The organism is Tatumella sp. UCD-D_suzukii (genome assembly GCF_000611875.2).
Lineage (GTDB): Bacteria > Pseudomonadota > Gammaproteobacteria > Enterobacterales > Enterobacteriaceae > Tatumella > Tatumella ptyseos.
On record NZ_JFJX01000053.1, the window covers coordinates 311275 to 337440 of the forward strand.

Consider the following 26166-nt stretch of genomic DNA (forward strand, 5'->3'; position numbering starts at 1 on the left):
GACGTACGGGACATGGACGATGCCAGGGGGAGCCGGGAGCTAAAACAATGTCATGGCATGGGTGTGCTGCTGATATAAGATTAAAAGATCGGGCAATAAATATTTCGTGTACCTCATAGTGTACCTTCTGTATTTTATTCCCGATGCTTTCATGCTAACCATTGGGTTTTTTAGCTTCGTCTTTTTCAGAACACCTGCTTAAAGGGTTTTACGGTAACGTTCTGGTAAACATTCGCCGCAACATAGGGGTCATCATTCGCCCAGGATTCCGCTTCTTCCAGTGAAGAGAACTCAGCGATCACCGTTGAACCCGTAAATCCGGCGGCCCCCGGGTCATTACTGTCAACCGCCGGCATTGGCCCGGCAATAATCAGTTTCCCCTCATCCCTCAGTAGCTGCAGACGCGCCAGATGCGCCGGTCTGACAGACAGCCTTTTTTCCAGTGAATCCGGGGTATCCTCTGCATAAATGACATATAACACGTTGATAATCTCTCAGGGCAACTGTTTGTAACCTTAACGGTAAGCTAACTCTGCAATCAGTGCAAATAAAATGACAGGGGGAGGACGGGCATTACTTATTGAAACTGATTGCTATTTGCATTTAGAATGGGGACTTTCAAGAACTGACGCGATGGCTATGAGTACTTTGACCGAAGATTTTCCTAAACGTTTGCCGCTGTCTATGCTGGTTTCTGTCGCTCTTCATGGCGCGGTGATTGCAGGGCTCTTATTTGCGTCATTTCATCAGACTATGAATGTGCCGCCCGCACAAGCGGTAATAGATGTCTCTATGGTTGCCCCTGAAGTGCAACCTGAAGCGGCCAAATCACAGCCTCAGCCTGAACATCAGCCGGAAAAGCCGGTAGAGCCTGCAGAGGTCCCCCCGCAGCCCGCGCCGGAACCTCCGGTCGACAAGCCTGTACCGATAGAAAAGCCCAGGCCAGTGGTTAAACCCAAACCGGTGGTCAGAAAACCGCATGAAGTGAAGAAGCCGATCGTCAAACCTCACCATGAGGTGAAACCTGTCCGTGAGCCGGTGAAAGAGGCTAAACCGACACCGTCTGCCGTGCAGAATGATAATAACGCATTACAGACAAAAGCACAGACAGCCCCTGAAACGTCGAAATCGAATCAACACAGTATTTCTGACGGTAAGCCTCAGCCGCAGAACATTACGCTACCGGCTTATCCGGCCCGTGCTCTGGCTTTCCATCTCGAAGGACGGGTACAGGTACAATTTGATGTGGATAATGACGGCAGGGTCGTTAACGCACGCATTATCGATTCTCAGCCGAAGATGATGTTTGATCGCGAGGTGAGAATAGCAATGACGCGCTGGCGTTATAAAAGCGGCAGTCCCGGTACCGGCCTGAAGATGACGATTGTATTTAAGCTTGATGGCAGTTCATCCGTGGAATAATCGGAACAGAGCCTTATTACCGCAGAAAAAACGCCTGATAATTTCATCAGGCGTTTTGTTTGGCGGGGGTTGCCAGGTCAAAGCCTGGCAAAAAGCGCTAAGGAAACTGCTTATTTGCAATCATTTCATTCAGAGGACGTGACTTACCGTTTTCATCCACTGCGACATAGATAAAGACTGCCTCTGTGGTACAGTAACTTTTACCGATTGGCTCTGAAGAAACTTTTTTTACCCAGACTTCGACATTGATGGTAATCGAGCTGTTTCCTGTGCGGATACAATGGGCATGACAACTCACCACATCGCCGATAGCGACAGGCTTCATAAACGTCATCCCGTCAACGCGTACGGTCACCACCCGGCCATTAGCGATCTCTTTCGCCAGTATAGCCCCGCCCATGTCCATCTGCGACATCAGCCAGCCCCCGAAAATATCGCCGTTAGGATTGGTATCTGAGGGCATTGCCAGGGTGCGTAATACCATTTCACCGCGGGGCTGTCTAAGTGTTTCGGTCATACTTTTCTCTTTTATTCTTCGGTCTGTAAGGCCCGGTTATTTCTCTTCACGAGGCAGGTGACGCCAGATATACAATCCGCTGAACAGCGTAAATAATAGTGTCAGTGCGGTCAGGCCGAAGACTTTGAAATTCACCCAAAGCGATTCCGGCAGCCAGAAAGCCACATAAATATTGATCAGGCCACAGATAAAGAAAAACAGAGCCCAGGCAATATTTAACCGGCGCCAGACCGCTGACGGTAACACCAGTTCTTTACCCAGCATCGACTGAATAAGTGGTGTTTCCATCCACCACTGACTGAACAGCAGTGCGGCAGCAAAGAGGGTGTAGATAACGGTGACTTTCCATTTGATAAAGTCATCATTATGGAAAATCAGCGTCAGCGACCCGAAAACGGTGACCAGAACGAACGTAATAATGGTCATTTTTTCCAGTTTACGATACACCACCCAGCTGACAACCAGCGCGATAGCTGTTGCCGCAATGAGCGCACCGGAAGCAACGAAAATGTTATAGAGCTTATAAAAGACAAAAAAGACCACAAGGGGCAGAAAGTCGAGTAATTGTTTCATAGCAGGTCCGGTAATACGGCTTACCAGGTAAGCCGGAAATTAAAAACAGACGTTATCGTAAGAGCATATACGCACGGTAAAGATAGATAACCAATGCGGCCGATAATAAATTGCCTAACGCGGTAATAATTAAGGAAGAGAAGGCAACAGGTAAACTGGTCATCGAAGAGAAGAGAATAATCAGGATAACTTTCGCCAGTAGCCAGCAGATCACCGCCGGTGCCAGTACTTTAAAATTCTTCCAGGCGAGGGGCACACTCTGTTTCATGCTGCCGATAAGACCGGCCTGTTTCTGACTCAGTAGCACCGGGGAGAAGGAGAAAAGGATCGTTAACAGGATCCCCGGCACCAGCAGTACCATAAACCCGAGCTGGACAATCAGGGTCACCAGAAACGTCTGGATCAGCAATGCAGGCAGAAAACCCAGCGATCCGCCGATAGCCGTCAGGGCACTCAGTTGCTTTCCTGCAGAAACCGCCGGCAGCAGGATCAGCATACCTCCCAGTAACAGCGTGTTGCCAATCAATGCCGCAAGAGTGCTAACGGCAGAGCTATGCAGTAATATTTTTTGTTGTTCGGGTGACATCCCCTGCAACAGGCTGATCAGTGACCCGGTACTGTCACTGTTCTGAGCCAGTACAGATAACTCATCGGGGCCCGGAGCAAAAACAGTGCTCAGGATCACAGTGACAAACGCACTGACCAATGAAATCAGAACGATTGTTTTTAACTGGTGGCGCAAAAAATTTGCGGTATCACGGTATAACGAGCTGGCCGTGAGAGACATGAACACTCCTTTGGAAAACAAATGGATTAACCGTCTGATTGTACATGTTTAGCTTCCTTTCCGGCACCCCGACTTACATAACTTTCGGATCTAATCATTACAGAGAATGCTCTGACATTCCTCCGGTGCGTCTCTGTGCCTCACAACGCCATTTACTTTCGCGGACAGTTTTTATGAAAAAAAGGTCATTAATAAATTCCGGAAAAATTGATCTAAATCAAGGCTATGTTTTTTAAGGTTTTTTTTGTGAAGTAAACGAATGATTTTCTCGATAAATCACGTTAAATATAGGAACCATAAAGGGAAGTTGAAACATTGTTCATCTTTATAAAACTAAAAAAGCAAAGCGCGTACCTAAGAGGAGTGGCTATGAAACTGGCAAAAATTGGCTTACTGATGGCAGCATTATTACCCGCCGTGGCATCAGCGCATCAGGCCGGAGATTTCTTTATCAGAGCAGGCAGTGCAACCGTCCGTCCGACCGGGGGTTCTGATAATGTTTTAGGGATGGGTGGCTTTGATGTCAGTAACAATACACAGCTGGGTCTGACATTTACTTATATGGCGACCGATCATATCGGTGTGGAATTACTGGCAGCGACACCTTTCCGTCATAAAGTCGCTCTCGGACCGACCGGTACCCTGGCAACCGTTCACCAGCTCCCGCCAACACTGATGGCACAGTACTACTTCCTGGATAACAGCTCTAAATTTCAGCCTTATGCGGGTGTTGGTGTGAACTATACCGCATTCTTCAATAACAAATTTAATGATACCGGTCGTGACAGTGGTCTGACGGATCTGAGTCTGAAGAATTCATGGGGTGTAGCAGGGCAGGTCGGTATGGATTATCAGCTTAACCAGCACTGGATGCTGAATGCCTCACTGTGGTACATGAATATCGATACTAAAGTCCGGTTCAAAGCGGCTGGTGAGCAACAAAGCATTAATACTAACATCAATCCGTGGGTATTCTTCCTGGGTGCAGGTTACACCTTCTGATAACTCCCTGTGGAACCCGGAAAATAAAAAAGGCCGTCAGACGGCCTTTTTTGATGGCAGCGGGTTCCGCTACTTAATCTGCATATTATTCACAACGGAGACTACGCCCGGTATTCTGCGTGCAACATCGACTGCACGGCTGGCTACCTGAGGCGAGGACACAAAACCGCTCAGTTGTACGCGGCCTTTGAATGTTTCAACATTAATCTCAGTTGATTTCAGCTCCTTAGTATCCAGCAGCTGAGCTTTAACTTTCGTAGTTATTACCGTGTCATCAATGTAGCCACCGGTACCTTCTTTCGTTGGTGTTGGCGCACAGGCTGCAAGTGATAATGCAACCACGGATGCCATAACAGCGCTGGCTAAAACCTTAACAAACTTCATTTAATGCCTCCCTGTATCATGGTTATGATCAACCGGAAATCTTCCGGCATAAGTAAGTTTAACCGCATTCCCGGGAACTACCAATTTTAAACGTAAAAGGCACCGGAGTGCCTTTTACGCTCTCAGGAGACGTTCTGTCGGGTGGCCGCTTTCAGTGACGCAGCAAACCCGGTCAGCTTATCCAGCATGACCGACGGCTCGTGCTGGTGGGTTTCGATGATTTTTACCACCGCCGACCCCGAAATAGCCCCGGCAGCCCCGGCCTGCAAGACCTCACGGACCTGTCCGGCTTTGGAAATACCGAATCCCTGGATAGGCGGAGCCGCATGATATTCCTTCAGTTTCACGATCAGATGCTCTAAAGGCGCTGATCTGCTGTTCTCGGCGCCAGTCACCCCGGCGCGTGAAAGCAGATAGGTATAGCCGCGCCCGTGGGAAGCAATCTCGCGGAGTAAATCATCACTGGCATTTGGCGGGCAGATAAAAATAGGCGCGATCTCATGGCGCATTGCTGCCTGACGGAAGGGCTGAGATTCTTCAACCGGCACATCGGCAACCAGAACAGAATCCACCCCGGCGTCCCGGCAACGGGAATAGAAGGCATCGATACCCGGGCGGAAGATCAGGTTTGCATAAATCAGTAAACCGATAGGCAGGTCAGGATACTTGCTGCGAACCCGGGTGATGATATCGAAACATTTTTCGGTATTCATCCCCGCATTCAGGGCGCGCAGGTTAGCGGCCTGGATGGTCGGACCGTCCGCCAGCGGATCAGAAAACGGAAAGCCCAGCTCCAGAGCATCCGCACCTCCCGCCACCAGGGCGTCAATAATGTCCAGAGAAGACTCAAAGGAAGGGTCACCCAGGGTGACAAAAGGGACAAAAGCACCTTCACCTTTCGCGGAAAGTTGCTTAAAAAGTTCAGAATAACGTTCCATCAGAATTCTCCACGCTGCTTCAGGATGTCATGCACGGTAAAAATATCTTTGTCGCCACGTCCTGAGAGGTTAACGACCAGCAATTGCTCTTTTTCCGGATTATCTCTGGCCATTTTCAGAGCATGAGCAAGGGCGTGTGAAGATTCCAGGGCCGGAATAATCCCTTCATGGCGGGATAACTCTTTAAATGCGTCAATGGCTTCATCATCGGTGACAGACACGTAATCCGCACGGCCAATACTGTTCAGCCAGGCGTGTTGCGGACCGACTGACGGGAAGTCCAGCCCGGCGGAGATGGAGTAAGATTCCTCAATCTGGCCATCTTCGGTCTGCATCATCGGGGCTTTCATCCCGAAGTAAATCCCGGTTTTACCGTATTTCAGGGGGGCACCGTGCTGGCCTGACTCTATTCCGAGACCGGCGGGCTCAACACCAATCAGACCGACGGACGTTTCATCAATAAACTCGGCAAACATCCCAATCGCGTTAGAACCGCCACCGACACAGGCAATCACCGCATCCGGCAGACGTCCTTCGTGCTCCAGGATCTGCTGCCGGGTTTCTTCTCCAATCATCCGCTGAAATTCGCGCACGATCGTCGGGTAAGGATGCGGGCCGGCGGCCGTCCCCAGCATATAGTGAGCCGTCTCGTAACTGCCTGACCAGTCACGTAAGGCTTCATTACAGGCGTCTTTTAGGGTGGCTGACCCGCTATGCACCGGGATCACTTCTGCACCCATCAAACGCATACGGAAAACGTTAGGTGACTGACGTTCAACGTCTTTAGCGCCCATATAAATACGGCATTTCATGCCCAGCAGGGCACAGGCCAGTGCTGAGGCGACACCATGCTGTCCCGCGCCGGTTTCAGCGATAATTTCGTTCTTCCCCATCCGTTTTGCCAGCAGTGCCTGACCGAGTACCTGGTTAGTTTTATGAGCTCCGCCGTGCAAGAGATCTTCGCGTTTCAGGTAAAGGCGGGTACGTGTGCCCCGGGTCAGATTACGGCACAGCGTAAGTGCGGTCGGACGGCCGGCATAATTCTTCAGTAATCCGGTGAATTCGGCCTGAAACTCAGGGTCGCGCTGGGCACTGACAAACGCTTCTTCAAGCTGGCTGAGCGCCGGCATCAGGATCTGCGGAACATACATTCCGCCAAATTCGCCAAAATAAGGGTTCAGTAACGTCATAACTCAATTTCCTGTGTCGTCAGAATGACGAATCTTAATTTAGTAAGCCCGTAATTGTTGGAATACGTCTGCCAGTTTGTCTGCATCTTTGATGCCCGGGGCCTGTTCAACGCCTGAATTAATATCCAGGCCGGCACAGCCGGTATCCGCGGCCGCAGCACAGTTCTTAGGGGTGATCCCCCCGGCCAGCATGACATTGTGCAGCTCCTGGCCTTTCAGTAATGACCAGTCGAAGCACTGACCGCTGCCGCCTTTGCCATGATCAAACAGATAACGGTCCACATAGGGCAGGTCGCGTGCCGGTAAATGATCACTGATGCTGAATGCTTTCCAGATGGCGACGTTGTCCGGCAGCAACCGGCGCAGGCGGGCTATCATGTCGGCATCTTCCTCTCCGTGCAGTTGCACCGCACTCAGGGACAGACGGCGGGCGATACCGGCGATGTGTTCCGGTGTATCATTACGGAAAACACCCACGAATTTCAGCGGCGCAGCCCGGGTCAGTTCTGCGGCCTGTTGTTCGGTAACCTGGCGCGGTGAACCGGCGGCAAAAATGAATCCGCCGTAAACGGCACCGTGCGTATAGGCTGCTTTGACATCTTCAGGCCGTGTCAGGCCACAGACCTTATTATCGCCGGTCAGGACGCGACGCACCGCCATGCCCAGATCATCTTCAGACATCAGGGATGATCCGATCAAAAAGCCCCCCGCATAATGCTGTAATTCACGGATTTGAGCATAGTCGTAGATACCGGACTCACTGATGACGATAGCGTCTTCAGGTAACTGCGGGGCGAGCTGACGGGTTTTTTCCAGGTCAATTGACAGGTCGCGCAGGTCACGGTTATTGATCCCGGCCACACGGGGTTTCAGTACCCGTGCGCGTTCGAGTTCTTCCTGATTACTGACTTCGGTCAGGACCCCCATATTCAGGGAGTGAGCGACCTCAGCCAGCTCACGGTATTGCTGGTCATCCAGTACCGATAGCATCAGTAATATGGCATCTGCCTGATAATGGCGAGCCAGGTAGATCTGGTAGGGATCAATAATAAAATCTTTGCACAATACCGGCTGGGTGGTCGCCTGACTCACGATAGGCAGGAAATCAAAGCTGCCCTGGAAATATTTTTCATCAGTCAGCACCGATACCGCGGACGCATATTCGCGGTAGACCCCGGCGATAGTGGCCGGGTCAAAATCCTCACGGATCAACCCTTTTGATGGCGATGCTTTTTTACATTCCAGAATAAAGGCGCTTTTTTCACGCTGCAGAGCCTGATAAAAATTGCGGGAAGAAGGTGCCAGAGCATCCCTGAACGTTTCCAGGGGCTGTTTTTGCTTACGTTCGGCAACCCAGATGGCTTTATCGGCAACAATTTTCTCTAAAACGGTACCCTTCATGGTTATCCTCTTGCAGCCAGTGCGGTGACACAGTCATAAGCCCGTCCGCTACGGAGGGTTGCAATGGCCTGTTCAGCATTGTGGCGTAAATCTTCATGACCAAACAGTTTCATCAGCATGGCGACATTGATAGCAATGGCATGTTCATGCGCTGTCTGCCCTTTACCCTGCAGCAGTTGACGCAAAATGTCACGGTTTTCTCCGGGCGTTCCGCCGGCCAGGGAATCCTGCGAATGGAAATCCAGACCAAAATCCGGCGGACTGACCTCATAGCGGGTGATTTCCCCGTCGCGCAATTCGGCCACCAGAGTGCTGCTGTGGACTGCAATTTCATCCATTCCTCCGCCATGAACCACGGCAGCGCGGTGATACCCTAACATCCGCAGGGTTTCAGCCACCGGTTGCAGTAACTGCGGGCTGTAAACGCCGATCAGTGCCAGCGGAGGGCGGGCCGGGTTAATTAACGGCCCGAGCACATTAAACAATGTGCGTGTCTGCAGTTGTTTACGCACAGGCATCGCATACCGGAAGCCGCTGTGGTACTGCGGGGCAAACAGGAAGCAGAGGTTATCTTCATCCAGGGCCTGACGGGCGGTTTCCGGGGGCATGTCCAGGTTGATGCCAAAGGCCGCCAGTAAATCGGAAGAGCCAGACTTACTGGAGACACTGCGGTTTCCATGTTTGGCAACTTTCAGGCCACAGGCCGCAGCAACAAACGCACTGGCGGTGGAAATATTAATACTGTTGCTGCCGTCGCCGCCGGTACCCACAATGTCAGCGAAGGGGTAATCAGGGCGCGGAAAGTTCCGCGCGTTGGCCAGCAGGGCGGTTGCGGCCCCGGCAATCTCCGGGGGAGTTTCCCCGCGGACTTTCATGGCTATCAGAGCGGCCCCCAGTGAGACCGGGTCCATTTCTCCGGTGACGATAGCAGAGAATAGCTGTTCACTCTCTGCCTGGCTGATGATTTTGCCCTGATAGAGTTGTTCCAGAATTTGTTGCATATCCTTGTCCTTAATCGCTAAGCGCCCATACCAGGGTTTGTTCCAGAAGCTTTGCTCCCTGCGTGGTCAGAATTGACTCAGGGTGGAACTGGAAGCCGCAGACTTTGTCCTTATCATGACGAACGGCCATGACCATTCCGTTAAAGGTCGCGTTAACCGTGACGTCTGCCGGGATGCTACTGCCGACCAGCGAGTGGTAACGGGCAACCGGTAAAGGATTCGGTAAGCCACTGAACATATGTTGTCCGTCATGGCTGATGGCAGAGGCTTTACCATGCAGGATCTCCCCGGCCTGACCCACCACGCCGCCGTAACTTTCGACGATCGCCTGATGGCCAAGACAGATACCGATAATCGGAACCTTGCCGCGCATGGCTTTCAGCAGGGCGGGCATGCTGCCGGCATCCGCAGGGGTGCCAGGCCCCGGGGATAACATCAGCACCGGGCTTTCCATAGTGCGCAGGCGTTCTGTCAGCGTTTCCACCGGCAGGTTATTACGGTAAACCATGACCCGGTGGCCGAACGTGCGCAACTGGTCGACCAGGTTGTAGGTAAAGGAATCAAAGTTATCCAGCAGTAAAATATCAGCCATCAGAAAATCTCCTTACATTGATGGGCTGTTGCGATGGCTCGTAGCACCGCACGCGCTTTATTACGACTTTCGTCTGCTTCTGCCTGAGGTATGGAATCCAGCACGACACCGCCCCCGGCCTGGACGGTTGCAATACCGTCTTCCACATAAGCAGAACGGATCACAATGCAGGTATCAAAATCTCCGGTTCCGGTGAAGTAACCTACAGCCCCGCCGTAGGAACCCCGGCGTGTGCCTTCTGACTCAGCAATAAGCTGCATCGCACGGACTTTCGGAGCTCCGCTCAGGGTACCCATGTTCATCACCGCGCGGTATGCATGCAGTACATCAAGATCTTCACGGAGCTTGCCGATGACGCGGGAGACCAGATGCATCACAAATGTATAGCGGTCGACTTTGGTCAGATCGGCGACATGCCGGCTGCCCGGCACGCAGATGCGCGCAAGATCATTACGCGCCAGGTCAACCAGCATCAGATGCTCCGCCAGTTCTTTATGGTCCGTACGCATTTCCAGTTCAATACGGCTGTCCAGGTCACGGTCCAGTTCACCGGCCGCATTACGTCCGCGCGGACGGGTACCGGCGATCGGGTAAATCTCTATCTGCCGCGTGGTGGCGGAATATTTCAGTGAACTTTCCGGGGATGCGCCAAACAGCGTGAAATCATGATCCTGCATAAAAAACATATAAGGACTTGGGTTGCTGTTTTTCAGGGTCTCATACGCGGCCAGGGGGGACGGGCAGGGCAAAGAAAAACGGCGGGAAGGTACGACCTGGAAGATTTCGCCGATGCGGATGGCATGCTGCAGTTTAGTGACAACGTCACAATAAACCTCATCGCTCTGATTACAGCTCAGGGACATTTGCTCCACTTTCTGAGCTACCGGCGTGGCCGAAGGTTGTAACATTTGCTGATGCAACTGGTGGACGCGTTGTTGCAGACGTTCAAATTCGCTCACCGACGGGGTAAAGACACTGGCCTGAACCCGCGAGGTGCGTGACTGGTGATCAATGACCAGTAAGGTTTCGGCCAGGTAAAAACAATAGTCCGGGCAACGCTGTTCATTGGTCAGTTCCGGCAGAGTTTCAAACCCGGCGACCAGGTCATAAGCAAATAACCCGCCCAGCATTACCGCTTCGCGTTGTTTCGGGTCACTGTGGATCAGTGTCGGGATCAGCCGCAGAGCATCCATTACGGATACTGATTTCAGGCGGGAGTCTTCGTCCTGTAACGGGTCAATCGGCGGAAAGATCAGTTCCCGGCCATCGGGCCTGACGCAGATTTCCACGTCCTGAGGCAGAGCAGCATCCAGCAGGGGAAGCAGGCTGGCCCCGTTTTCAGACAAGGCCTGTACGGTCACGGTACGACCGAATGCAGTGATCCGTAAAGCACTGTCAGTGATCAGCAAGCTTTGCAGATTATTTTTACTGTCGACATCGGCAGATTCCAGCAACAGAGTTGCCGGACGTGCACCGCAGAGCTGGTTGAAAAGTGCTGCCGGGTCATCACGGTACGGGGCATCACCGGTAATCAGTTTTAAATCGGGTTTTGCTGTAGCCATTGTTGTTTCTCTGAATTCTATCCAAAAAAAAGCCCGCGATGAGCGGGCCCTGAAATCTGCACTGTGTTGACTGCCGGGTGCACGAAAACATCGCCCTGTTATGGGAGAGTCATACGCCACCAGCGGAGAGAGTGAATTGCCGTCATACACATGAGAAGTATCCTTATCTGAACTTGCGTACTAGTTAACTAGTTCACTGTCGTATTGTCAATACATCTTTTGCAGTTATTGCTAAAATCACGGGTATCCGCCCGGACAACCGATAGCATGGAGTAAATTTGACAGACAGAACGGCGTTTAATTTGTATGACCTGCATAGCCACACAACAGCTTCCGATGGCCTGTTAACCCCGGAGGCGCTGGTGCTGCGTGCCCATGGGCGGGGCGTTAATATTCTGGCGATCACGGACCATGACACCACGGAGGGGATTGCACCGGCGAAAGAGGCCATCGCCCGTCATGGGTTGCCTCTGGCGCTGATCACCGGGGTTGAGATCTCGACCCGCTGGCAGAACCATGAAATTCATATCGTTGGCCTGGGGATGGATATTGACCATCCGGCTATCTGTGCGTTGCTGGACAGTCAGCGACAAAAACGTCAACAGCGTGCACAGGAAATAGCCGAACGGCTGGAGAAGGCCGGTATTCCCGGAGCGCTGGAGGGCGCACGCAGACTGGCCGGCGAGGGTGAAATCACCCGTGGTCATTTTGCCCGCTTTCTGGTGGAGTGCAATAAAGCCGATACCATTGCCAAAGTTTTTAAAAGTTATCTGGCGCGCGGTAAAACCGGATACGTCCCTGCACAATGGTGTACAATTGAACAGGCTATTGAAGCCATTCAGCTTTCCGGTGGCAGGGCGGTGGTGGCCCACCCCGGACGTTACCAGTTATCCACGAAATGGCTGAAACGTTTGCTGCAATTTTTTGCTGAGGCTGGCGGTGATGCGATGGAGGTGGCGCAATGTCAGCAGCCCCCGAACGAACGCCAGCAACTCGCCCTGTATGCACAGGAATACGGACTCGCCGCCTCCCAGGGCTCTGATTTTCATCAGCCCTGTGCGTGGATAGAACTGGGCAGAAACCTCTGGTTACCTGCCGGTGTTGAAGCCCTTTGGCTGCGTTTTCCGCACATTCAAAATAACGCACCGGTTAAATCCGGTGCCGGGAGTGAAGTATGAGTCAGTTTTTTTATATCCATCCGGAAAACCCGCAACCCCGGCTGATAAGCCAGGCGGTGGACTATCTGAATAAGGGCGGCGTGATCGTCTACCCGACGGATTCCGGTTATGCACTGGGATGTCGCCTGGAAGATAAATCCGCGATGGAGCGTATTTGCCGGTTACGTCAGCTGGATGGGAACCATCATTTCACACTGATGTGCCGTGACTTGTCTGAGTTATCGGTTTACGCCCAGGTCGATAACAGTGCATTCCGTCTGATCAAAAATAATACCCCCGGGTGCTATACCTTTTTACTGAAAGCTACCAAAGAAGTGCCGCGCCGCTTAATGAACGAAAAGCGGAAGACCATCGGTCTGCGGGTGACAGCCCATCCGGTGGCTCAGGCTCTGCTTGAAGCGCTGAATGAACCGCTGATGTCGACCACACTGATGTTACCTGGCAATGAGTTTGCAGAGTCGGACCCGGAAGACATTCAGGACAGTATCGGTAAGCAGGTCGATCTCATCCTGAACGGAGGCACTATTGGTCAGCAACCCACCACCGTAGTCGATCTCACCGGTCCTGCGCCGGAAGTGATCCGTGTCGGCAGCGGTGATCCTGCCCCGTTCAGTTAAGAGCCGTGCGGGGGCAACCCATGCCCGCGCCACAGGTACGGCCCGATAAATAACGTTACATTAGGGCCGCCATCCTGTATAATGGCAGTGATTTTTTACGTAAGTATTTGATTTTTAAATTAAATACATCCTAACCCTGAGGCCTGGGAAGGCGACAGTGAGGCTGCTCAATGAGCGAAAAGTTACAAAAAGTTTTAGCACGTGCCGGGCACGGTTCCCGACGTGAAATCGAATCTGTTATCTCCGCAGGTCGGGTCAGTGTTGATGGTAAAGTTGCCACACTGGGTGACCGCGTTGATACGAATACCGCGCTTAAAATTCGTATTGACGGGCACCTTGTCCGGGTGGCTGAAAGCGCGTCTCAGGTATGCCGTGTTCTGGCGTACTACAAACCGGAAGGTGAGCTCTGTACCCGCAATGATCCTGAAGGTCGCCCGACGGTGTTTGATCGTCTGCCACGACTGAATGGTGCCCGCTGGATAGCGGTCGGTCGTCTTGATGTGAATACCTGCGGTCTGTTGCTGTTCACCACTGACGGTGAACTGGCGAACCGGCTGATGCACCCGAGCCGTGAAGTTGAACGCGAATACGCCGTGCGTGTTTTTGGCCAGATTGATGATGATAAAATCCGTCAGTTAAGCTTAGGCGTACAACTTGAAGATGGTCCTGCGGCCTTTAAAACCCTGAAGTTCGGGGGCGGTGAAGGGCTTAACCAGTGGTATAACGTTACCCTGACAGAAGGTCGTAACCGTGAAGTCCGCCGGTTATGGGAAGCCGTGGGTGTCCAGGTTAGTCGCCTGATCCGTGTCCGTTATGGCGATATTCCTCTGCCGAAAGGATTACCCCGCGGTGGTTACACAGAGATGGACCTGACCTCAGTGAACTATCTTCGCCAGCTGGTGGGAATGCCTGATGAGACTGAAACGAAGCTTGCGGTGGAGAAGGATCGTCGTCGTACCAAAGCGAACCAAATCCGTCGAGCCGTGAAACGACATACTCAGGTCAGTAGTAATGGCAATGGGCGTCGTTCCACCCAGGGACGTCCGGGTTCGGGCCGTCCGGGGTCAGCAAAGCCGGTTTCTAAACGTAATAAAGGACAGGGCTGATTTTTCAGCGTTAGTCAGACTAAGACCCCGCGACTGCGGGGTTTTTTTTTATCTATTCCGCCGGGCCGGCTTTTCTGCCGGGCTGAGCATCAAAACTGATACCTGTTTTCCCCAGGCTTTCATCACTCATCAGATACAGGTAGACCGGCATAATATCGGCCGGGGTTTTCAGGCGCGCAGCATCCTCTTCAGGAAAAGCGCTGGCACGCATCGAGGTACGTGTCCCCCCCGGGTTGATACAGTTGACCCGCAACGCAGTGTCCTTATATTCGGCTGCCAGTACCTGCATCATCCCTTCGGTGGCAAATTTGGAAACGGCATAGGTTCCCCATCCGGCCCGTCCTTCACGGCCGACACTCGATGTGGTAAAGACCAGCGACGGTGCGGGTGCCGTAAGTAATTGAGGCAGCAGGGCCTGGGTCAGGAAAAACGTCGTATCCAGGTTCACTTTCATGACCTGTGACCACTCTGCCGGCGGAATGTCCGCCATCGGCTGAAGGGTGCCGAGGATGCTGGCATTATGCAGAACACCGTCTAATTGCGGGGTGAGTGCGGCAACTTCCGCGGCAAATTGCCGGCAGTCTTCCGGGGTTGCGGTCGCAAAATCCAGTACCAGTACCGGCGCAGGTGTCAGTCCCGCGGCGGCAATATCGTCACGGACCTGATTGAGCTTTTGGCGGTTTCTGCCAGCCAGCAGTACCCTGGCCCCCTGACGGGCGAACGTCAGGGCCGCTTCGCGACCTATGCCGTCTGAGGCACCGGTGACCAGAAGGGTACGATTTTTCAACAGGTTGGTTTGTTGCTGAGCATTCACAGGCGGGTCCTTTGTTTTTAAAATTTCATGCAGTTATGCCGAAAATTATCCTATGGTACACTAAGATAACATGCTGTTAATTTCCAGCTTAGCGGCCGGTTTCTGCGCCCCTCAGTGCGTCAGGCCGGTCAGGAAAACATGCGTTTAACCGAAATTGACTAAGGTGGACTGAGTGAGTTTTATTGCAGAATATGGATTATTTTTAGCGAAAATTGTCACTGTTGTCGTTGCTATTATTGCGCTGGCAGTGGCCATTGTGAGCCTGTCTTCCCGTAAAAAAGGGGGACAAGGCCAGCTTCAGTTAGGGCACCCGGGGGAGGATTACCAGACCCTGAAACAGACTCTGGCGGTCGCGAAACTGCCGGAGCATGAACAAAAACTGTTCCTGAAAGCGGAAAAAAAACAGCGCAAAGAAAAAGCTAAAGCCGATAAGGCGAAGGCCAAACAGGGGCTTAGTGAAGAGAGTAAAAACACCCTGTTCCTGCTGGATTTTAAAGGCAGCATGGATGCGGGGGAAGTAGCCTCGTTGCGTAAAGAAATTTCTGCTGTATTGTCGGTGGCTTCTGCCGGAGATGAAGTGTTGTTACGTCTGGAAAGTCCGGGCGGAGTCGTGCATGGCTATGGCCTGGCGGCATCACAGTTGCAACGCCTTCGTGATCACAATATTCCCCTGACGGCTGTGGTCGACAAGGTGGCCGCCAGCGGCGGTTATATGATGGCCTGTGTCGCGTCACGGATCATTGCGGCGCCGTTTGCTATTATCGGCTCTATCGGGGTCGTTGCACAGGTGCCTAATTTCAACCGGTTGCTGAAACGCAATGACATTGATATTGAGCTCCACACGGCCGGACAATATAAACGCACTCTGACGCTGCTGGGTGAGAATACGGAAGAAGGGCGCGAGAAATTCCGTGAAGACCTGAACGAAACGCATCAGTTGTTTAAATCGTTTGTTCATCAGATGCGCCCGGGGCTGGATATTGATTCAGTAGCCACCGGTGAACACTGGTATGGTCGTCAGGCGCTGGAAAATGGCCTGGTGGATGAAATCGCCACCAGTGATGAAGTGATTATCCGCCAGATGGATAAGTTTACTATCCTGTCGGTCAGCTACAGTAAAAAGAAAAGCATCATTGAGCGTTTCACTCAGAGCGGTGCGCAGGTCGCTGAACGTATGCTCCAGAAATGGTGGCAACGTGGTGAAAAACCGCTACTTTAAAGGGTAGTCAGTGGCTCTGATACCGAAAAATGACCCCGGGATTTCCCGGGGTCATTGTTTCAGACGGTAGCGTGATGATAAGTTCAGCGTCAGAAACTTAAACACGTTAAACACTGCGGTGGTCTGACGTGTCGGTAAGCCCTGTGCATCGGTGAACAGTGGGCCGCTGAACATCAGGAGTCCGTTCTTTTCATCTACGCCTGTCACCTGCATTGCCGAAAAGTAGTCATCATGGCCGGTCATTGATTGATTAGCGATGTTGAGCAGCGCTGTTTTATCTATATATTCAGGGTGTTCAGACATTGTTTTCCTCACTTGAGATAAAGTCATGGCAAAGAGTGTGGGTATTGTAAGCGGTTTGACCGGGCACCACAAAAATTTTGCTGGTGCAGACGGGCGGAAATTTGTCAGGATGCTAATAAAGTTGCGTCTCAAATTTTATCAGGTAGAGTGTGGACGATTTGCGAATCAGGGAGCCCGCTTCACGACCGGCCGGGGAACTAAAGTAAAAGATTATTTTAATCATACTGTTATTTCCGGGCTATTATCAGTTATCAATGGATCATGGCGTGAACTGCGGGAGTCAGCAGCAAGTAGCGTTGTTGCAAATCAGGGGAGTTCTCCTCTCCCGTTCTTCAGGACGTTTTTATTAGGTAAAGTTATCTATGGGTAAAGCACTCGTTATTGTTGAGTCACCGGCAAAGGCTAAAACTATTAATAAATACCTTGGCAGTGGCTTTGTCGTTAAGTCCAGCGTAGGTCATATTCGGGACCTGCCGACCAGCGGGTCTCTGGCTAAGAAGACGGCAGAAGCCGGTAAAGCCAAAACAGCAAAGTCAGGAAAAAAAGACGAGAAGGCCGCTCTGGTGAACCGCATGGGTGTCGATCCATGGCACAACTGGGAAGCCAACTACCAGATTTTACCGGGTAAAGAAAAAGTCGTTTCTGAATTACAAACCCTGGCAGCGGATGCTGACCATATTTATCTCGCAACGGATTTGGACCGCGAAGGAGAGGCGATTGCCTGGCACCTGCGTGAGGTCATCGGTGGAGACGATTCGCGCTTCAGCCGCGTTGTGTTTAACGAGATCACTAAGAATGCGATCCGTCAGGCCTTTGAAGAGCCGGGTGAACTGAATATCGATCGTGTTAATGCCCAGCAGGCACGTCGCTTTATGGACCGTGTGGTAGGCTACATGGTCTCGCCTCTGTTGTGGAAAAAAGTTGCGCGCGGTTTATCCGCCGGTCGCGTTCAGTCAGTTGCTGTGCGGCTGGTGGTAGAGCGTGAGCGTGAAATCAAAGCCTTTGTCCCGGAAGAATATTGGGAAGTTGATGCCCGGCTGAATACCCCGCAGGGGACCGAGCTGCTGATGCGTGTATCGCATCATCACGACAAAGCCTTCCGCCCGGTCAATAAAGAGACGACCCGGGCCGCTGTCGCTGAACTGGAAAAAGCGACGTATCAGGTCACGGAGCGGGAAGATAAACCCACCAGCAGTAAGCCTGGCGCACCTTTTATTACTTCAACGTTGCAACAGGCGGCGAGTACCCGTCTGGGCTACGGTGTAAAGAAAACCATGATGCTGGCGCAGCGACTCTATGAGAGCGGCCACATCACGTATATGCGTACGGATTCCACCAACCTGAGCCAGGATGCGATTGAAATGGCCCGGGGGTATATTGACGGTAATTTCGGTAATAACTACCTGCCGGAAAAGGCCAATATTTATACCAATAAAGATAATTCTCAGGAAGCGCACGAAGCTATCCGTCCGTCTGACGTCAATGTGCTTGCCGAACAACTGAAAGACATGGAAGCAGACGCGCAGAAGTTATATCAGCTGATCTGGCGTCAGTTCGTCGCCTGTCAGATGGTTCCGGCGAAATATGACTCCACCACTCTGACCGTGATGGCGGGGGATTATCGTCTGAAAGCGAAAGGACGTACGTTGCGCTTTGATGGCTGGACGCGTGTCATGCCGGCATTACGCAAAAACGATGATGATCTGACGCTGCCGGCCATTGAGGTAGGTGATGCACCTGCGCTGCTGGAAGTGCTGCCTGCACAGCATTTTACTAAGCCTCCGGCCCGTTTCAGTGAAGCTTCGCTGGTACGTGAGCTTGAAAAACGGGGCATTGGCCGTCCTTCGACCTATGCCTCTATCATCTCTACCATCCAGGACCGTGGCTATGTCCGGGTCGAAAGCCGTCGTTTCTATGCAGAAAAGATGGGTGAAATTGTTACCGATCGTCTGGAAGCTAATTTCCGCGAATTGATGAATTATGATTTCACCGCACGTATGGAAGATAACCTCGATCAGGTAGCGAATGATCAGGCCGAATGGCGTGCGGTGCTGGATCATTTCTTCACGGACTTCAGTGATCAATTGCAGAAAGCAGATAAGGATCCTGAAGAAGGAGGCATGCAACCGAACCAGATGGTGCTGACCTCTATCGAATGTCCGACCTGTCAGCGGCATATGGGTATTCGTACCGCCACCACCGGGGTTTTCCTGGGCTGTTCCGGGTATGCGCTGCCGCCGAAAGAGCGCTGTAAGCAGACCATTAACCTGATCCCTGAAAATGAAGTTCTTAATATTCTGGAAGGGGACGATGCGGAAACTAACGCTTTGCGTGCGCGTCCGCGCTGCCAAAAATGCGGTACCGCGATGGACAGCTACCTGATCGATGAAAAGCGCAAACTGCATGTCTGTGGTAATAACCCTTCCTGTGACGGGTATGAAATCGAAGAGGGTGAATTCCGTATTAAAGGCTATGACGGCCCGGTGGTGGAATGCGAAAAATGTGGTAGCGAAATGCACCTGAAAATGGGACGTTTCGGTAAATACATGGCCTGTACCAACGACGAGTGTAAGAATACCCGTAAAATCCTTCGTAACGGCGATGTTGCTCCGCCGAAAGAAGACCCGGTACCTTTACCTGAACTTGCCTGCGAAAAGTCTGACGCCTATTTTGTGCTGCGTGACGGGGCTGCCGGTATTTTCCTGGCTGCGAATACCTTCCCTAAATCCCGCGAGACACGAGCTCCGTTAGTGGAAGAGTTGCAACGGTTCAGCGACCGTTTGCCGGAGAAGTTTATTTATCTGACTCAGGCACCGGCCGTTGATCCCCAGGGGAATAAAACGCTGGTCCGGTTTAGTCGTAAGACCAAACAGCAATATGTTTCTTCGGAAAAAGACGGTAAAGCGACCGGCTGGTCGATGTTCTTTATTGACGGGCAGTGGCAGGAAGTTAAAAAGTAGCGTTTTCTGTGATTCGTCCTGACCCGGGTTGATATTCATCAGCCCGATAACGCCCGGTGAACTTTACCGGGCGTTTTTTATTATTCCTGATGCTTCGCTCCCTCCGGAAGTCGGGAAGCCGGTAAAACAATGATGGCGATAAGCTGTCTTGCGATAATTGCGGTCAGGTATTACCCGATCTGCGTACTGGCAAAACACCGTCCCTGACAGCCAGCCGCCGCCTTATGGAAAAACGACCACACCGCAGCCTTTTTCAGACTCTTACTGATGCAATCGCTGTACATTGATTACCGGATATAGCTATTTGTTCTGTTAATTATAAATTAATGCTATAGTGGTTATAGTAAACAGCAATGTATGCTCTGTTAATAAATATAAATTAATCAGATAACTTTTTTGCAGGAATGCAGGCAATAAGTACCTTTTGTCCCGAAAAGGTGGGCTATGAAATTACAGCAATTACGCTATATCGTCGAAGTCGTTAACCATAACCTGAATGTTTCCTCTACTGCGGAAGGGCTTTATACGTCACAGCCCGGGATCAGTAAACAGGTTCGAATGCTGGAAGATGAACTCGGTGTTCAAATCTTTTCACGCAGTGGTAAGCACCTGACTCAGGTAACTCCGGCCGGCGATGAAATCATTCGTATTGCACGTGAAGTATTATCTAAAGTTGAAGCAATAAAATCGGTCGCCGGTGAGCATACCTGGCCTGATCAGGGTTCTCTGTATGTCGCGACAACGCACACCCAGGCACGCTATGCGCTTCCTCCGGTGATTAAAGGCTTTATTCAGCGTTATCCCCGGGTATCCTTGCATATGCATCAGGGGTCACCGACGCAGATAGCGGAAGCGGTATCAAAAGGGAATGCTGACTTTGCTATCGCCACTGAAGCATTGCACCTCTATGATGATTTAGTGATGTTGCCCTGTTATCACTGGAACCGTGCTATCGTCGTCCCGCCAGGACATCCGCTGACCGAAAAAGCCCGGGTAACTATTAATGACCTGGCAGAATATCCGCTGGTGACTTATACCTTCGGTTTTACCGGCCGCTCAGAACTGGATTCCGCGTTTAATCAAGCCGGGCTGACACCAAAAATTGTCTTTACCGCCACCGATGCGGATGTTATTAAGACCTATGTCCGGCTGGGATTGGGGATCGGTGTGATTGCCAGTATGGCCATTGACCCGGTGACGGAAACCGATTTGGTGAAGATTGATGTGTCTGATATCTTCACTTACAGCACCACTAAAATAGGCTTCAGAAGCAGCAGTTTCCTCAGAACCTATATGTATGACTTTATTCAGCGATTCGCTCCCCATCTGACCCGTGACGTGGTGGATGCGGCAATTGCATTGCGTTCGAATGAAGATATTGAAGCGATGTTTAAAGATATCCGTTTACCGGTTAAATAACCTGACCGTGGCCCCGGCCCGATAGTGTTAATATTAACGTTGATCTTGAGTATGCCGGTTATGGATGGCCGGCGACGGAATATATCGGCCAGTGGTTGTATGACTCGCTGATGTATTTTGCCAGGCAAACAGGGATGTATTATGCATTTTTCTTTTCGTACCCGCGTTAAAGGGTATCAGGCGCCAGAAAACTTCCGCAGGACTTCTCTTTGTCGTTACCGTTGCAGGATATGGGGCACGGCGGTCGCACTGTGTCTTATGTTCTGGTCCGGGGTCATTTACCTTCTCATGCAATGTCTGACATAGACGTTTTAGCACCGTCTTTTCCTGGTGACTGATGTGACCGTTATCCCGCTGAGCACGATAAGACGGCGTTACCTGAGATAACAGGCGGGGCTCAGTACGCTCTGCAGTTGCCCCGGCGGAGTTAATTGCAGGCCTTAGTCATCATTATGCGGATGAAGCAGGTGTCCCATTTTTAATGCCTTGGTGTCCAGATAGCCGGTGTTTTTAGGGTTTCTTCCCACTTCCAGCGGAACCCGCTCGGTAATGTTGATGCCCGCGTCGGTCAGTACGCTGACCTTGCGTGGATTATTAGTCAGCAAGCGTACGGCATGAACGTCCAGCAAACTGAACATATCAGCACACAGAGTAAAATCACGCTCATCGGCGGCAAAACCGAGTTTGAGGTTGGCCTCAACCGTATCCAGCCCCTGATCCTGCAGCGCGTAAGCACGGATCTTGTTCAGTAAACCGATATTTCTGCCTTCCTGACGGTGATACAACAACACGCCCCGGCCTTCGGTGGCGATAGCATTGAGTGCTGCTTCAAGCTGAAAACCACAGTCGCAACGTAAGCTGAATAGTGCATCCCCGGTCAGGCATTCAGAGTGAACTCTGGCAAGGACGGGCGTATCACCACTGATATCACCGTAGACCAGTGCGACGTGGTCTTTACCTGTTTTTATCTCTTCAAACCCCACCATCAGGAAATCTCCCCAGGGTGTAGGTAGTGTGGCCTGGGCCACCCGCTTAAGTTGCATGTAAACTCCGTTACTATAAAACTGTATTATTATCAGCACTCTGAATGACAGAGGTTATCTGTGTATTGTGCCATAATTGTGCATCGTAACGTAATGTTATGCAGTTCGTGCCAGCGGGAAAGCACAATCAGGCAAGCGGTGAGCGTAGCGTATTCCGGCTGTGGCAGAAAATGATAATTTTTACTCACGACAGGCAGAAAAAGGATATGCGATGTTTAAGGTTTTAAAATCAGTCAGTACCGGTGTGCTGATATTACTTTGTCTGCCCTTACTGATTTGGGTGTCGGGCTGGCACTGGCAGCCCGACAATACGTTGCCTCTTAAGCCGGTATTATTCGCGTTTACTGAGACGGTGACGAGACCCTGGGGTATACTGACCAGCTTGCTGCTCGGCGGGTGGTTGTTATGGCTTCGATACGGGGATGGGGCAGGCCTGCGTGAACTCTTGCAGACGGCGGTGCTGGTCGTGCTGGTCGTGTGGGGCGGGCAGGGTATCAATACGCTTATCAAGCATTATGTTCAGGAACCCAGACCATATACTTTATGGATAAGCAGGGTGTCCGGCACCTCGGTGGATCATTTCTATCATCTTTCCGGTCAGGAACGTGGCCAGCTTGTCGAACGGGTGACAGGGCAGGAGCCGTTTATTCCCGGCTGGCTGCGGCAGCATTGGGCTTATGAAACCGGCTACGCCTTCCCGTCAGGACACAGTATGTTTGCGGCCTGCTGGGCATTACTGATGCTGGTGCTGGCGGGAGTAAAGCGTCATTATGTTACCGTGGTTGCTACCTTTGTCTGGGCTATTGTGGTGATGGGGAGCCGGATGGCGCTCGGTATGCACTGGCCCCGGGATGTTATCATGTCAGTGATGGTCGCGGGTATCACGCTGACGGTGGCTTGTGCATTATTCCGGGGGATCCTGAGCGAACGCGTCAGGCAGGGATAATTCACAGGACAAAGAGAAAAGTAATATTGTAAATACAGCCAGCATCCCCATAATATAATGATGCGGGTAAGCCGGTATTTCCTGTCAGTCGCGTGTCGCTGTTTATACGCCTGATGAGAGAAAGAAAACGATAACAGGATGCATTGTGAAATATTTACTGATTTTTTTAGTCGTACTGGTCATTTTTATTATCTCAATTACCCTGGGAGCCAAAAATGATCAGATAGTGACCTTTAACTATCTGCTGGCACAGGGCGATTTTCGCGTATCTACGCTGCTGGCATCGTTGTTCGGCGCCGGGTTTATCCTGGGGTGGGTCATTTGTGGATTGTTCTGGCTGCGCATGCGTCTGGCGTTATCGCACGCCCGTCGTAAAATTAAGCGCCTTGAAGCGCAGTATGTTCCGGCCAATTCTGTCACCACAGCCAGGGATAAATCCGTGGTGAAGGAATAATCGGCTATGCTCGAATTGCTGTTTCTGTTATTGCCTGTTGCTGCGGCCTATGGCTGGTATATGGGACGTCGTAGCGCGCATCAGGACAAACAACAGGAAGCCAATCGTCTTTCCCGTGATTATGTGACAGGCGTAAACTTTTTACTTTCAAATCAGCAGGACAAAGCTGTTGATCTGTTCCTGGATATGCTCAAAGAGGACAGTGGTGCCATTGAAGCACATCTGACGCTGGGTAACCTTTTTCGCTCCCGGGGGGAAGTAGACAGAGCCATTCGTATCCATCAGTCATTGATGGAAAGCACGTCCCTGGATTATGACCAGCGATTATTGGCAGTTCATCAACTGGGACGGGACTACCTGGCCGCCGGCCTGTATGATCGTGCCGAGGATATGTTTGCCCAGTTAACGGATGAAACTGATTTCCGGGAAGGCGCACTCACGCAGTTACTGCAGATTTATCAGCTGACCAGTGACTGGAGTCAGGCGATTGACACGGCTGAGCGCCTGGTACGGTTGGGGCAGGATAAACAGAAGAGTGTTATTGCACATCTGTATTGTGAGCTGGCTTTACAGGCGATGAGTAGTGATGATCTCGATAAGGCGCTTACCCTGCTCAAAAAAGGGGAGTCCGCCGATAAGAACTGTGCCCGTATTTCGATAATGATGGGGCGCATTTTTATAGAAAAAGGGGATGATCAGAAAGCGGTGCAAAGTCTGCAACGTGTACTGCAGCAGGACCCTGAGTTCGTGAGTGAAGTGTTGCCACTGCTGGATGGCTGTTACCAGCGCCTGAATGCGCCAGCCCAATGGGTGGAGTTTCTGCAGCAATGTGTTGCCGCAGATACCGGAAGCTCCGCGGAGCTGTATCTGGCAGATATTATCGATTCGACGGAAGGAACGGAGCCGGCCCAATTGTTCCTGATGAAGCAACTGGATCACAACCCGACGACCCGGGGCTTTCATCGTCTGATCAACTATTATTTGCAGGACGCTGAAGACGGACGGGCGAAACAGAGCCTTGCGGTTTTGCGTAATATGGTAGGAGAACAGATACGGACTAAACCACGTTACCGGTGTGAAAAATGTGGTTTTACCGCACATGCTATTTACTGGCATTGCCCTTCATGTCGGACCTGGGCTTCGGTCAAACCCATTCGTGGCCTGGACGGACAATAATCACAGACAGAGCGCAGGCTCTGTTTTTTTTACGGCTATTTAGTTACAACATACATTATGGACTGAACCCTCTGCACATCAGCACCGTGCAAAAAGGGTGACAACCAAAGCCAGGCAGGTAGAATAAGCGCCGTTTATCAGTCAAGCCCGATGCTCTTTTGTTATTTAAAGGAAAACTGCCATGTCTGCTTTATCGCCATCTTCTGTTACCTCACCGGTGCTGGTTGCACTCGACTTTGACGATATCAATCGGGCATTAGCGCTTACAGACCTTATCGATCCGCAAAGCTGCCGTCTGAAAGTGGGTAAAGAGATGTTTACCCGTTTCGGACCTGAGTGGGTAAAGACCCTGCAGTCCCGCGGGTTCGATGTTTTTCTGGACCTTAAATTTCACGATATTCCGAACACGGTTGCTCATGCTGTTGCCGCAGCCGCTGACCTTGGCGTCTGGATGGTGAATGTGCATGCCAGTGGCGGGGCAAGAATGATGAATGCCGCGCGTGAAGCTTTGGTCCCGATGGGGAAAGATGCGCCACTGCTGATTGCGGTGACGGTATTAACCAGTATGGAAGCCAGTGACTTACACGATATCGGTATCGACCGTACCCCGGCCGAACACGCATTGCATCTGGCAACACTGACAAAAGAATGTGGTCTGGATGGTGTGGTCTGTTCCGCACATGAAGCGGTCACTTTCAGACAACGGCTGGGGAATGCGTTTTCGCTGGTCACGCCCGGGATCCGTCCTGAGGGCAGCGCCGCACAGGATCAACGTCGTATCATGACTCCGGCACAAGCCAAACAGGCCGGGGTAGACTATATGGTGATTGGTCGCCCGATCACTCAGTCAGCCGATCCGGCCGCTACGCTGGCATCGATTCTGCAATCATTACAGGGGGCATAATGGGTCAGGATAATCTGGTTTACTCCACTGAGAGCGGACGCATCAGACCGGTTGCTGAAGTGAAAGAGCGCCCCAAAGGGGACGGTATTGTCAGGATCCAACGCCAGACCAGCGGCCGTAAAGGGAAAGGGGTGTGTATCATCACGGGCCTGGATCTGCCGGAGGCTGAGCTGAGTAAACTGGCCGCTGAACTTAAGAAGAAATGTGGCTGCGGGGGATCGGTAAAAGAAGGCGATATCGAAATCCAGGGGGATAAGCGTGATTTACTGAAATCGCTGCTGGAAGCTAAAGGGTTGAAAGTGAAACTCGCCGGTGGCTAAACCCTCTGCTATTAAAAGGGCCGTTCCCGGCCCTTATCTCCAGATGATCAGTGTGTCTGGCGGCCAATAACGCCACCGACAGCTGCTCCGCCTAGTGTCCCCAGGGTGCTGCCGCCCGTCAGTATATTGCCACCGATAGCGCCGATACCGGCCCCTAACGCGGTATGCCGGTCCCGTTTCGACCAGTTAGAACATCCGGTAACACTTCCGATCAGCAGTGTGATAACAATCATCGACGTTATCGTTTTTTTTGTGATTATCACGGTCAGCTCCTCAGTTTATTGCCGGTGATGGCAAAAAAACGACTGAAATCTTGCAGAGTAGGATGGACCTGATAG

The 26166-nt window shown here is 51.7% G+C and carries 27 protein-coding genes and 1 pseudogene; 14 read left to right on the top strand and 14 right to left on the bottom strand.

Features of this window, described 5'->3' with window-relative positions; translation table 11 throughout:
• Positions 1 to 185 precede the first annotated feature (185 nt).
• The gene (locus CG67_RS11355; protein WP_025903066.1) at positions 186 to 482 is read right to left on the bottom strand and encodes a YciI family protein; all 297 of its coding nucleotides are present in this window, start codon (positions 480 to 482) and stop codon (positions 186 to 188) included.
• A gap of 157 nt (positions 483 to 639) precedes the next feature.
• Here CG67_RS11355 and CG67_RS11360 point away from each other — a divergent pair, with 157 nt between their 5' ends.
• Entirely contained in the window at positions 640 to 1422 is a 783-nt protein-coding gene (locus tag CG67_RS11360) for an energy transducer TonB (protein ID WP_025903067.1), read from the top strand.
• Between the two features lie 97 nt (positions 1423 to 1519).
• On the opposite strand, the gene yciA is transcribed toward CG67_RS11360, so the two are convergent.
• Genes yciA through CG67_RS11375 form a run of 3 tightly spaced genes read right to left on the bottom strand, consistent with a single transcriptional unit; the run spans position 1520 to position 3299 of the window.
• Positions 1520 to 1939, bottom strand: a complete 420-nt coding sequence (gene yciA / locus CG67_RS11365) for an acyl-CoA thioester hydrolase YciA (protein WP_025903068.1) — start codon at positions 1937 to 1939, stop codon at positions 1520 to 1522.
• A gap of 36 nt (positions 1940 to 1975) precedes the next feature.
• A complete protein-coding gene (locus CG67_RS11370; RefSeq protein WP_025903069.1) occupies positions 1976 to 2512 on the bottom strand; it encodes a septation protein A in 537 nt (178 codons plus the stop codon).
• Between the two features lie 52 nt (positions 2513 to 2564).
• Entirely contained in the window at positions 2565 to 3299 is a 735-nt protein-coding gene (locus CG67_RS11375) for a YciC family protein (RefSeq protein ID WP_025903070.1), read from the bottom strand.
• A gap of 369 nt (positions 3300 to 3668) precedes the next feature.
• Between CG67_RS11375 and ompW the strand changes: the two genes are divergently transcribed.
• A complete protein-coding gene (ompW, locus tag CG67_RS11380; protein ID WP_025903071.1) occupies positions 3669 to 4301 on the top strand; it encodes an outer membrane protein OmpW in 633 nt (210 codons plus the stop codon).
• A gap of 69 nt (positions 4302 to 4370) precedes the next feature.
• Here the strand turns inward: ompW and CG67_RS11385 are convergent, their stop codons facing one another.
• From CG67_RS11385 to CG67_RS11415, 6 genes and pseudogenes are all read right to left on the bottom strand, one after another.
• On the bottom strand, positions 4371 to 4685 hold the full coding sequence (locus CG67_RS11385) for a BON domain-containing protein (RefSeq protein ID WP_025903072.1): 315 nt from the start codon (positions 4683 to 4685) through the stop codon (positions 4371 to 4373).
• Between the two features lie 122 nt (positions 4686 to 4807).
• Positions 4808 to 5623 (bottom strand): tryptophan synthase subunit alpha, encoded by an 816-nt coding sequence (trpA, locus tag CG67_RS11390; protein ID WP_025903073.1) that lies wholly within the window; start codon positions 5621 to 5623, stop codon positions 4808 to 4810.
• Positions 5623 to 6813: a tryptophan synthase subunit beta gene (trpB, locus tag CG67_RS11395; RefSeq protein WP_025903074.1), complete on the bottom strand. Its 1191-nt coding sequence runs from the start codon at positions 6811 to 6813 to the stop codon at positions 5623 to 5625. Before trpB ends, trpA begins: the two co-directional genes overlap by 1 nt.
• A gap of 39 nt (positions 6814 to 6852) precedes the next feature.
• On the bottom strand, positions 6853 to 8214 hold the full coding sequence (gene trpCF / locus CG67_RS11400) for a bifunctional indole-3-glycerol-phosphate synthase TrpC/phosphoribosylanthranilate isomerase TrpF (RefSeq protein ID WP_025903075.1): 1362 nt from the start codon (positions 8212 to 8214) through the stop codon (positions 6853 to 6855).
• A gap of 2 nt (positions 8215 to 8216) precedes the next feature.
• Positions 8217 to 9807 (bottom strand): annotated as a pseudogene (gene trpD / locus CG67_RS18570) (bifunctional anthranilate synthase glutamate amidotransferase component TrpG/anthranilate phosphoribosyltransferase TrpD).
• Complete coding sequence (locus CG67_RS11415; RefSeq protein ID WP_025903076.1) at positions 9807 to 11369, bottom strand: anthranilate synthase component 1; 1563 nt, start codon at positions 11367 to 11369, stop codon at positions 9807 to 9809. The pseudogene trpD and the gene CG67_RS11415 overlap by 1 nt, the downstream one beginning before the upstream one ends.
• Positions 11370 to 11647: 278 nt before the next feature.
• Here CG67_RS11415 and CG67_RS11420 point away from each other — a divergent pair, with 278 nt between their 5' ends.
• The 3 genes from CG67_RS11420 to rluB all read left to right on the top strand — a co-directional run bounded on the left by CG67_RS11420 (position 11648) and on the right by rluB (position 14270).
• Positions 11648 to 12547 carry a PHP domain-containing protein gene (locus tag CG67_RS11420; RefSeq protein ID WP_051546386.1) on the top strand — a complete coding sequence of 300 codons (900 nt, stop codon included), beginning with the start codon at positions 11648 to 11650 and terminating at the stop codon, positions 12545 to 12547.
• Positions 12544 to 13164 carry an L-threonylcarbamoyladenylate synthase gene (locus CG67_RS11425; RefSeq protein WP_025903078.1) on the top strand — a complete coding sequence of 207 codons (621 nt, stop codon included), beginning with the start codon at positions 12544 to 12546 and terminating at the stop codon, positions 13162 to 13164. The genes CG67_RS11420 and CG67_RS11425 overlap by 4 nt, the downstream gene beginning before the upstream one ends.
• A gap of 170 nt (positions 13165 to 13334) precedes the next feature.
• On the top strand, positions 13335 to 14270 hold the full coding sequence (gene rluB, locus CG67_RS11430; protein WP_025903079.1) for a 23S rRNA pseudouridine(2605) synthase RluB: 936 nt from the start codon (positions 13335 to 13337) through the stop codon (positions 14268 to 14270).
• 52 nt (positions 14271 to 14322) lie between these two features.
• Here rluB and CG67_RS11435 read toward each other — a convergent pair whose 3' ends face one another.
• A complete protein-coding gene (locus tag CG67_RS11435; RefSeq protein WP_025903080.1) occupies positions 14323 to 15084 on the bottom strand; it encodes a YciK family oxidoreductase in 762 nt (253 codons plus the stop codon).
• A 172-nt stretch (positions 15085 to 15256) separates the two neighbouring features.
• Between CG67_RS11435 and sohB the strand changes: the two genes are divergently transcribed.
• On the top strand, positions 15257 to 16303 hold the full coding sequence (gene sohB, locus CG67_RS11440; RefSeq protein ID WP_025903081.1) for a protease SohB: 1047 nt from the start codon (positions 15257 to 15259) through the stop codon (positions 16301 to 16303).
• Between the two features lie 51 nt (positions 16304 to 16354).
• Here sohB and CG67_RS11445 read toward each other — a convergent pair whose 3' ends face one another.
• Positions 16355 to 16606 (bottom strand): DUF2498 family protein, encoded by a 252-nt coding sequence (locus CG67_RS11445; protein WP_025903082.1) that lies wholly within the window; start codon positions 16604 to 16606, stop codon positions 16355 to 16357.
• A gap of 25 nt (positions 16607 to 16631) precedes the next feature.
• Between CG67_RS11445 and CG67_RS11450 the strand changes: the two genes are divergently transcribed.
• From CG67_RS11450 to cysB, 3 genes are all read left to right on the top strand, one after another.
• The gene (locus CG67_RS11450) at positions 16632 to 16976 is read left to right on the top strand and encodes a hypothetical protein (protein ID WP_025903083.1); all 345 of its coding nucleotides are present in this window, start codon (positions 16632 to 16634) and stop codon (positions 16974 to 16976) included.
• Positions 16969 to 19566 carry a type I DNA topoisomerase gene (gene topA, locus CG67_RS11455; protein WP_025903084.1) on the top strand — a complete coding sequence of 866 codons (2598 nt, stop codon included), beginning with the start codon at positions 16969 to 16971 and terminating at the stop codon, positions 19564 to 19566. The genes CG67_RS11450 and topA overlap by 8 nt, the downstream gene beginning before the upstream one ends.
• A gap of 444 nt (positions 19567 to 20010) precedes the next feature.
• A complete protein-coding gene (gene cysB, locus CG67_RS11460; RefSeq protein WP_025903085.1) occupies positions 20011 to 20985 on the top strand; it encodes an HTH-type transcriptional regulator CysB in 975 nt (324 codons plus the stop codon).
• Positions 20986 to 21425: 440 nt separating this feature from the next.
• Here cysB and ribA read toward each other — a convergent pair whose 3' ends face one another.
• A complete protein-coding gene (gene ribA / locus CG67_RS11465; RefSeq protein WP_025903086.1) occupies positions 21426 to 22028 on the bottom strand; it encodes a GTP cyclohydrolase II in 603 nt (200 codons plus the stop codon).
• Between the two features lie 211 nt (positions 22029 to 22239).
• On the opposite strand from ribA, the gene pgpB reads away from it, so the two are divergent.
• From pgpB to yciH, 5 genes are all read left to right on the top strand, one after another.
• Positions 22240 to 22974 (top strand): phosphatidylglycerophosphatase B, encoded by a 735-nt coding sequence (gene pgpB, locus CG67_RS11470; protein ID WP_025903087.1) that lies wholly within the window; start codon positions 22240 to 22242, stop codon positions 22972 to 22974.
• Positions 22975 to 23119: 145 nt separating this feature from the next.
• On the top strand, positions 23120 to 23428 hold the full coding sequence (locus tag CG67_RS11475) for a LapA family protein (RefSeq protein ID WP_025903088.1): 309 nt from the start codon (positions 23120 to 23122) through the stop codon (positions 23426 to 23428).
• Positions 23429 to 23434: 6 nt separating this feature from the next.
• Positions 23435 to 24604: a lipopolysaccharide assembly protein LapB gene (gene lapB, locus CG67_RS11480; protein ID WP_025903089.1), complete on the top strand. Its 1170-nt coding sequence runs from the start codon at positions 23435 to 23437 to the stop codon at positions 24602 to 24604.
• A 181-nt stretch (positions 24605 to 24785) separates the two neighbouring features.
• Positions 24786 to 25508: an orotidine-5'-phosphate decarboxylase gene (gene pyrF, locus CG67_RS11485; protein WP_025903090.1), complete on the top strand. Its 723-nt coding sequence runs from the start codon at positions 24786 to 24788 to the stop codon at positions 25506 to 25508.
• A complete protein-coding gene (gene yciH, locus CG67_RS11490; RefSeq protein WP_025903091.1) occupies positions 25508 to 25828 on the top strand; it encodes a stress response translation initiation inhibitor YciH in 321 nt (106 codons plus the stop codon). The genes pyrF and yciH overlap by 1 nt, the downstream gene beginning before the upstream one ends.
• A gap of 47 nt (positions 25829 to 25875) precedes the next feature.
• Here yciH and CG67_RS11495 read toward each other — a convergent pair whose 3' ends face one another.
• Positions 25876 to 26061, bottom strand: coding sequence for a glycine zipper 2TM domain-containing protein (locus CG67_RS11495; protein WP_038024775.1), 186 nt, complete (start codon positions 26059 to 26061; stop codon positions 25876 to 25878).
• Positions 26062 to 26166: the final 105 nt, after the last annotated feature.

What these genes read in the sequence shown, in the direction of transcription:
- trpB (WP_025903074.1), bottom strand. Translation starts at nt 6,813, where the DNA reads ATGACGTTACTGAACCCTTATTTTGGCGAATTTGGCGGAATGTATGTT.
- CG67_RS11360 (WP_025903067.1), top strand. Translation starts at nt 640, where the DNA reads ATGAGTACTTTGACCGAAGATTTTCCTAAACGTTTGCCGCTGTCTATG.
- rluB (WP_025903079.1), top strand. Translation starts at nt 13,335, where the DNA reads ATGAGCGAAAAGTTACAAAAAGTTTTAGCACGTGCCGGGCACGGTTCC.
- CG67_RS11445 (WP_025903082.1), bottom strand. Translation starts at nt 16,606, where the DNA reads ATGTCTGAACACCCTGAATATATAGATAAAACAGCGCTGCTCAACATC.
- CG67_RS11495 (WP_038024775.1), bottom strand. Translation starts at nt 26,061, where the DNA reads ATGATTGTTATCACACTGCTGATCGGAAGTGTTACCGGATGTTCTAAC.
- yciH (WP_025903091.1), top strand. Translation starts at nt 25,508, where the DNA reads ATGGGTCAGGATAATCTGGTTTACTCCACTGAGAGCGGACGCATCAGA.
- CG67_RS11385 (WP_025903072.1), bottom strand. Translation starts at nt 4,685, where the DNA reads ATGAAGTTTGTTAAGGTTTTAGCCAGCGCTGTTATGGCATCCGTGGTT.
- CG67_RS11375 (WP_025903070.1), bottom strand. Translation starts at nt 3,299, where the DNA reads ATGTCTCTCACGGCCAGCTCGTTATACCGTGATACCGCAAATTTTTTG.
- topA (WP_025903084.1), top strand. Translation starts at nt 16,969, where the DNA reads ATGGGTAAAGCACTCGTTATTGTTGAGTCACCGGCAAAGGCTAAAACT.
- pgpB (WP_025903087.1), top strand. Translation starts at nt 22,240, where the DNA reads ATGTTTAAGGTTTTAAAATCAGTCAGTACCGGTGTGCTGATATTACTT.
- CG67_RS11425 (WP_025903078.1), top strand. Translation starts at nt 12,544, where the DNA reads ATGAGTCAGTTTTTTTATATCCATCCGGAAAACCCGCAACCCCGGCTG.
- trpCF (WP_025903075.1), bottom strand. Translation starts at nt 8,214, where the DNA reads ATGAAGGGTACCGTTTTAGAGAAAATTGTTGCCGATAAAGCCATCTGG.
- trpA (WP_025903073.1), bottom strand. Translation starts at nt 5,623, where the DNA reads ATGGAACGTTATTCTGAACTTTTTAAGCAACTTTCCGCGAAAGGTGAA.
- lapB (WP_025903089.1), top strand. Translation starts at nt 23,435, where the DNA reads ATGCTCGAATTGCTGTTTCTGTTATTGCCTGTTGCTGCGGCCTATGGC.
- yciA (WP_025903068.1), bottom strand. Translation starts at nt 1,939, where the DNA reads ATGACCGAAACACTTAGACAGCCCCGCGGTGAAATGGTATTACGCACC.
- ribA (WP_025903086.1), bottom strand. Translation starts at nt 22,028, where the DNA reads ATGCAACTTAAGCGGGTGGCCCAGGCCACACTACCTACACCCTGGGGA.
- cysB (WP_025903085.1), top strand. Translation starts at nt 20,011, where the DNA reads ATGAAATTACAGCAATTACGCTATATCGTCGAAGTCGTTAACCATAAC.
- CG67_RS11450 (WP_025903083.1), top strand. Translation starts at nt 16,632, where the DNA reads ATGGCAAAGAGTGTGGGTATTGTAAGCGGTTTGACCGGGCACCACAAA.
- CG67_RS11370 (WP_025903069.1), bottom strand. Translation starts at nt 2,512, where the DNA reads ATGAAACAATTACTCGACTTTCTGCCCCTTGTGGTCTTTTTTGTCTTT.
- CG67_RS11415 (WP_025903076.1), bottom strand. Translation starts at nt 11,369, where the DNA reads ATGGCTACAGCAAAACCCGATTTAAAACTGATTACCGGTGATGCCCCG.
- ompW (WP_025903071.1), top strand. Translation starts at nt 3,669, where the DNA reads ATGAAACTGGCAAAAATTGGCTTACTGATGGCAGCATTATTACCCGCC.
- pyrF (WP_025903090.1), top strand. Translation starts at nt 24,786, where the DNA reads ATGTCTGCTTTATCGCCATCTTCTGTTACCTCACCGGTGCTGGTTGCA.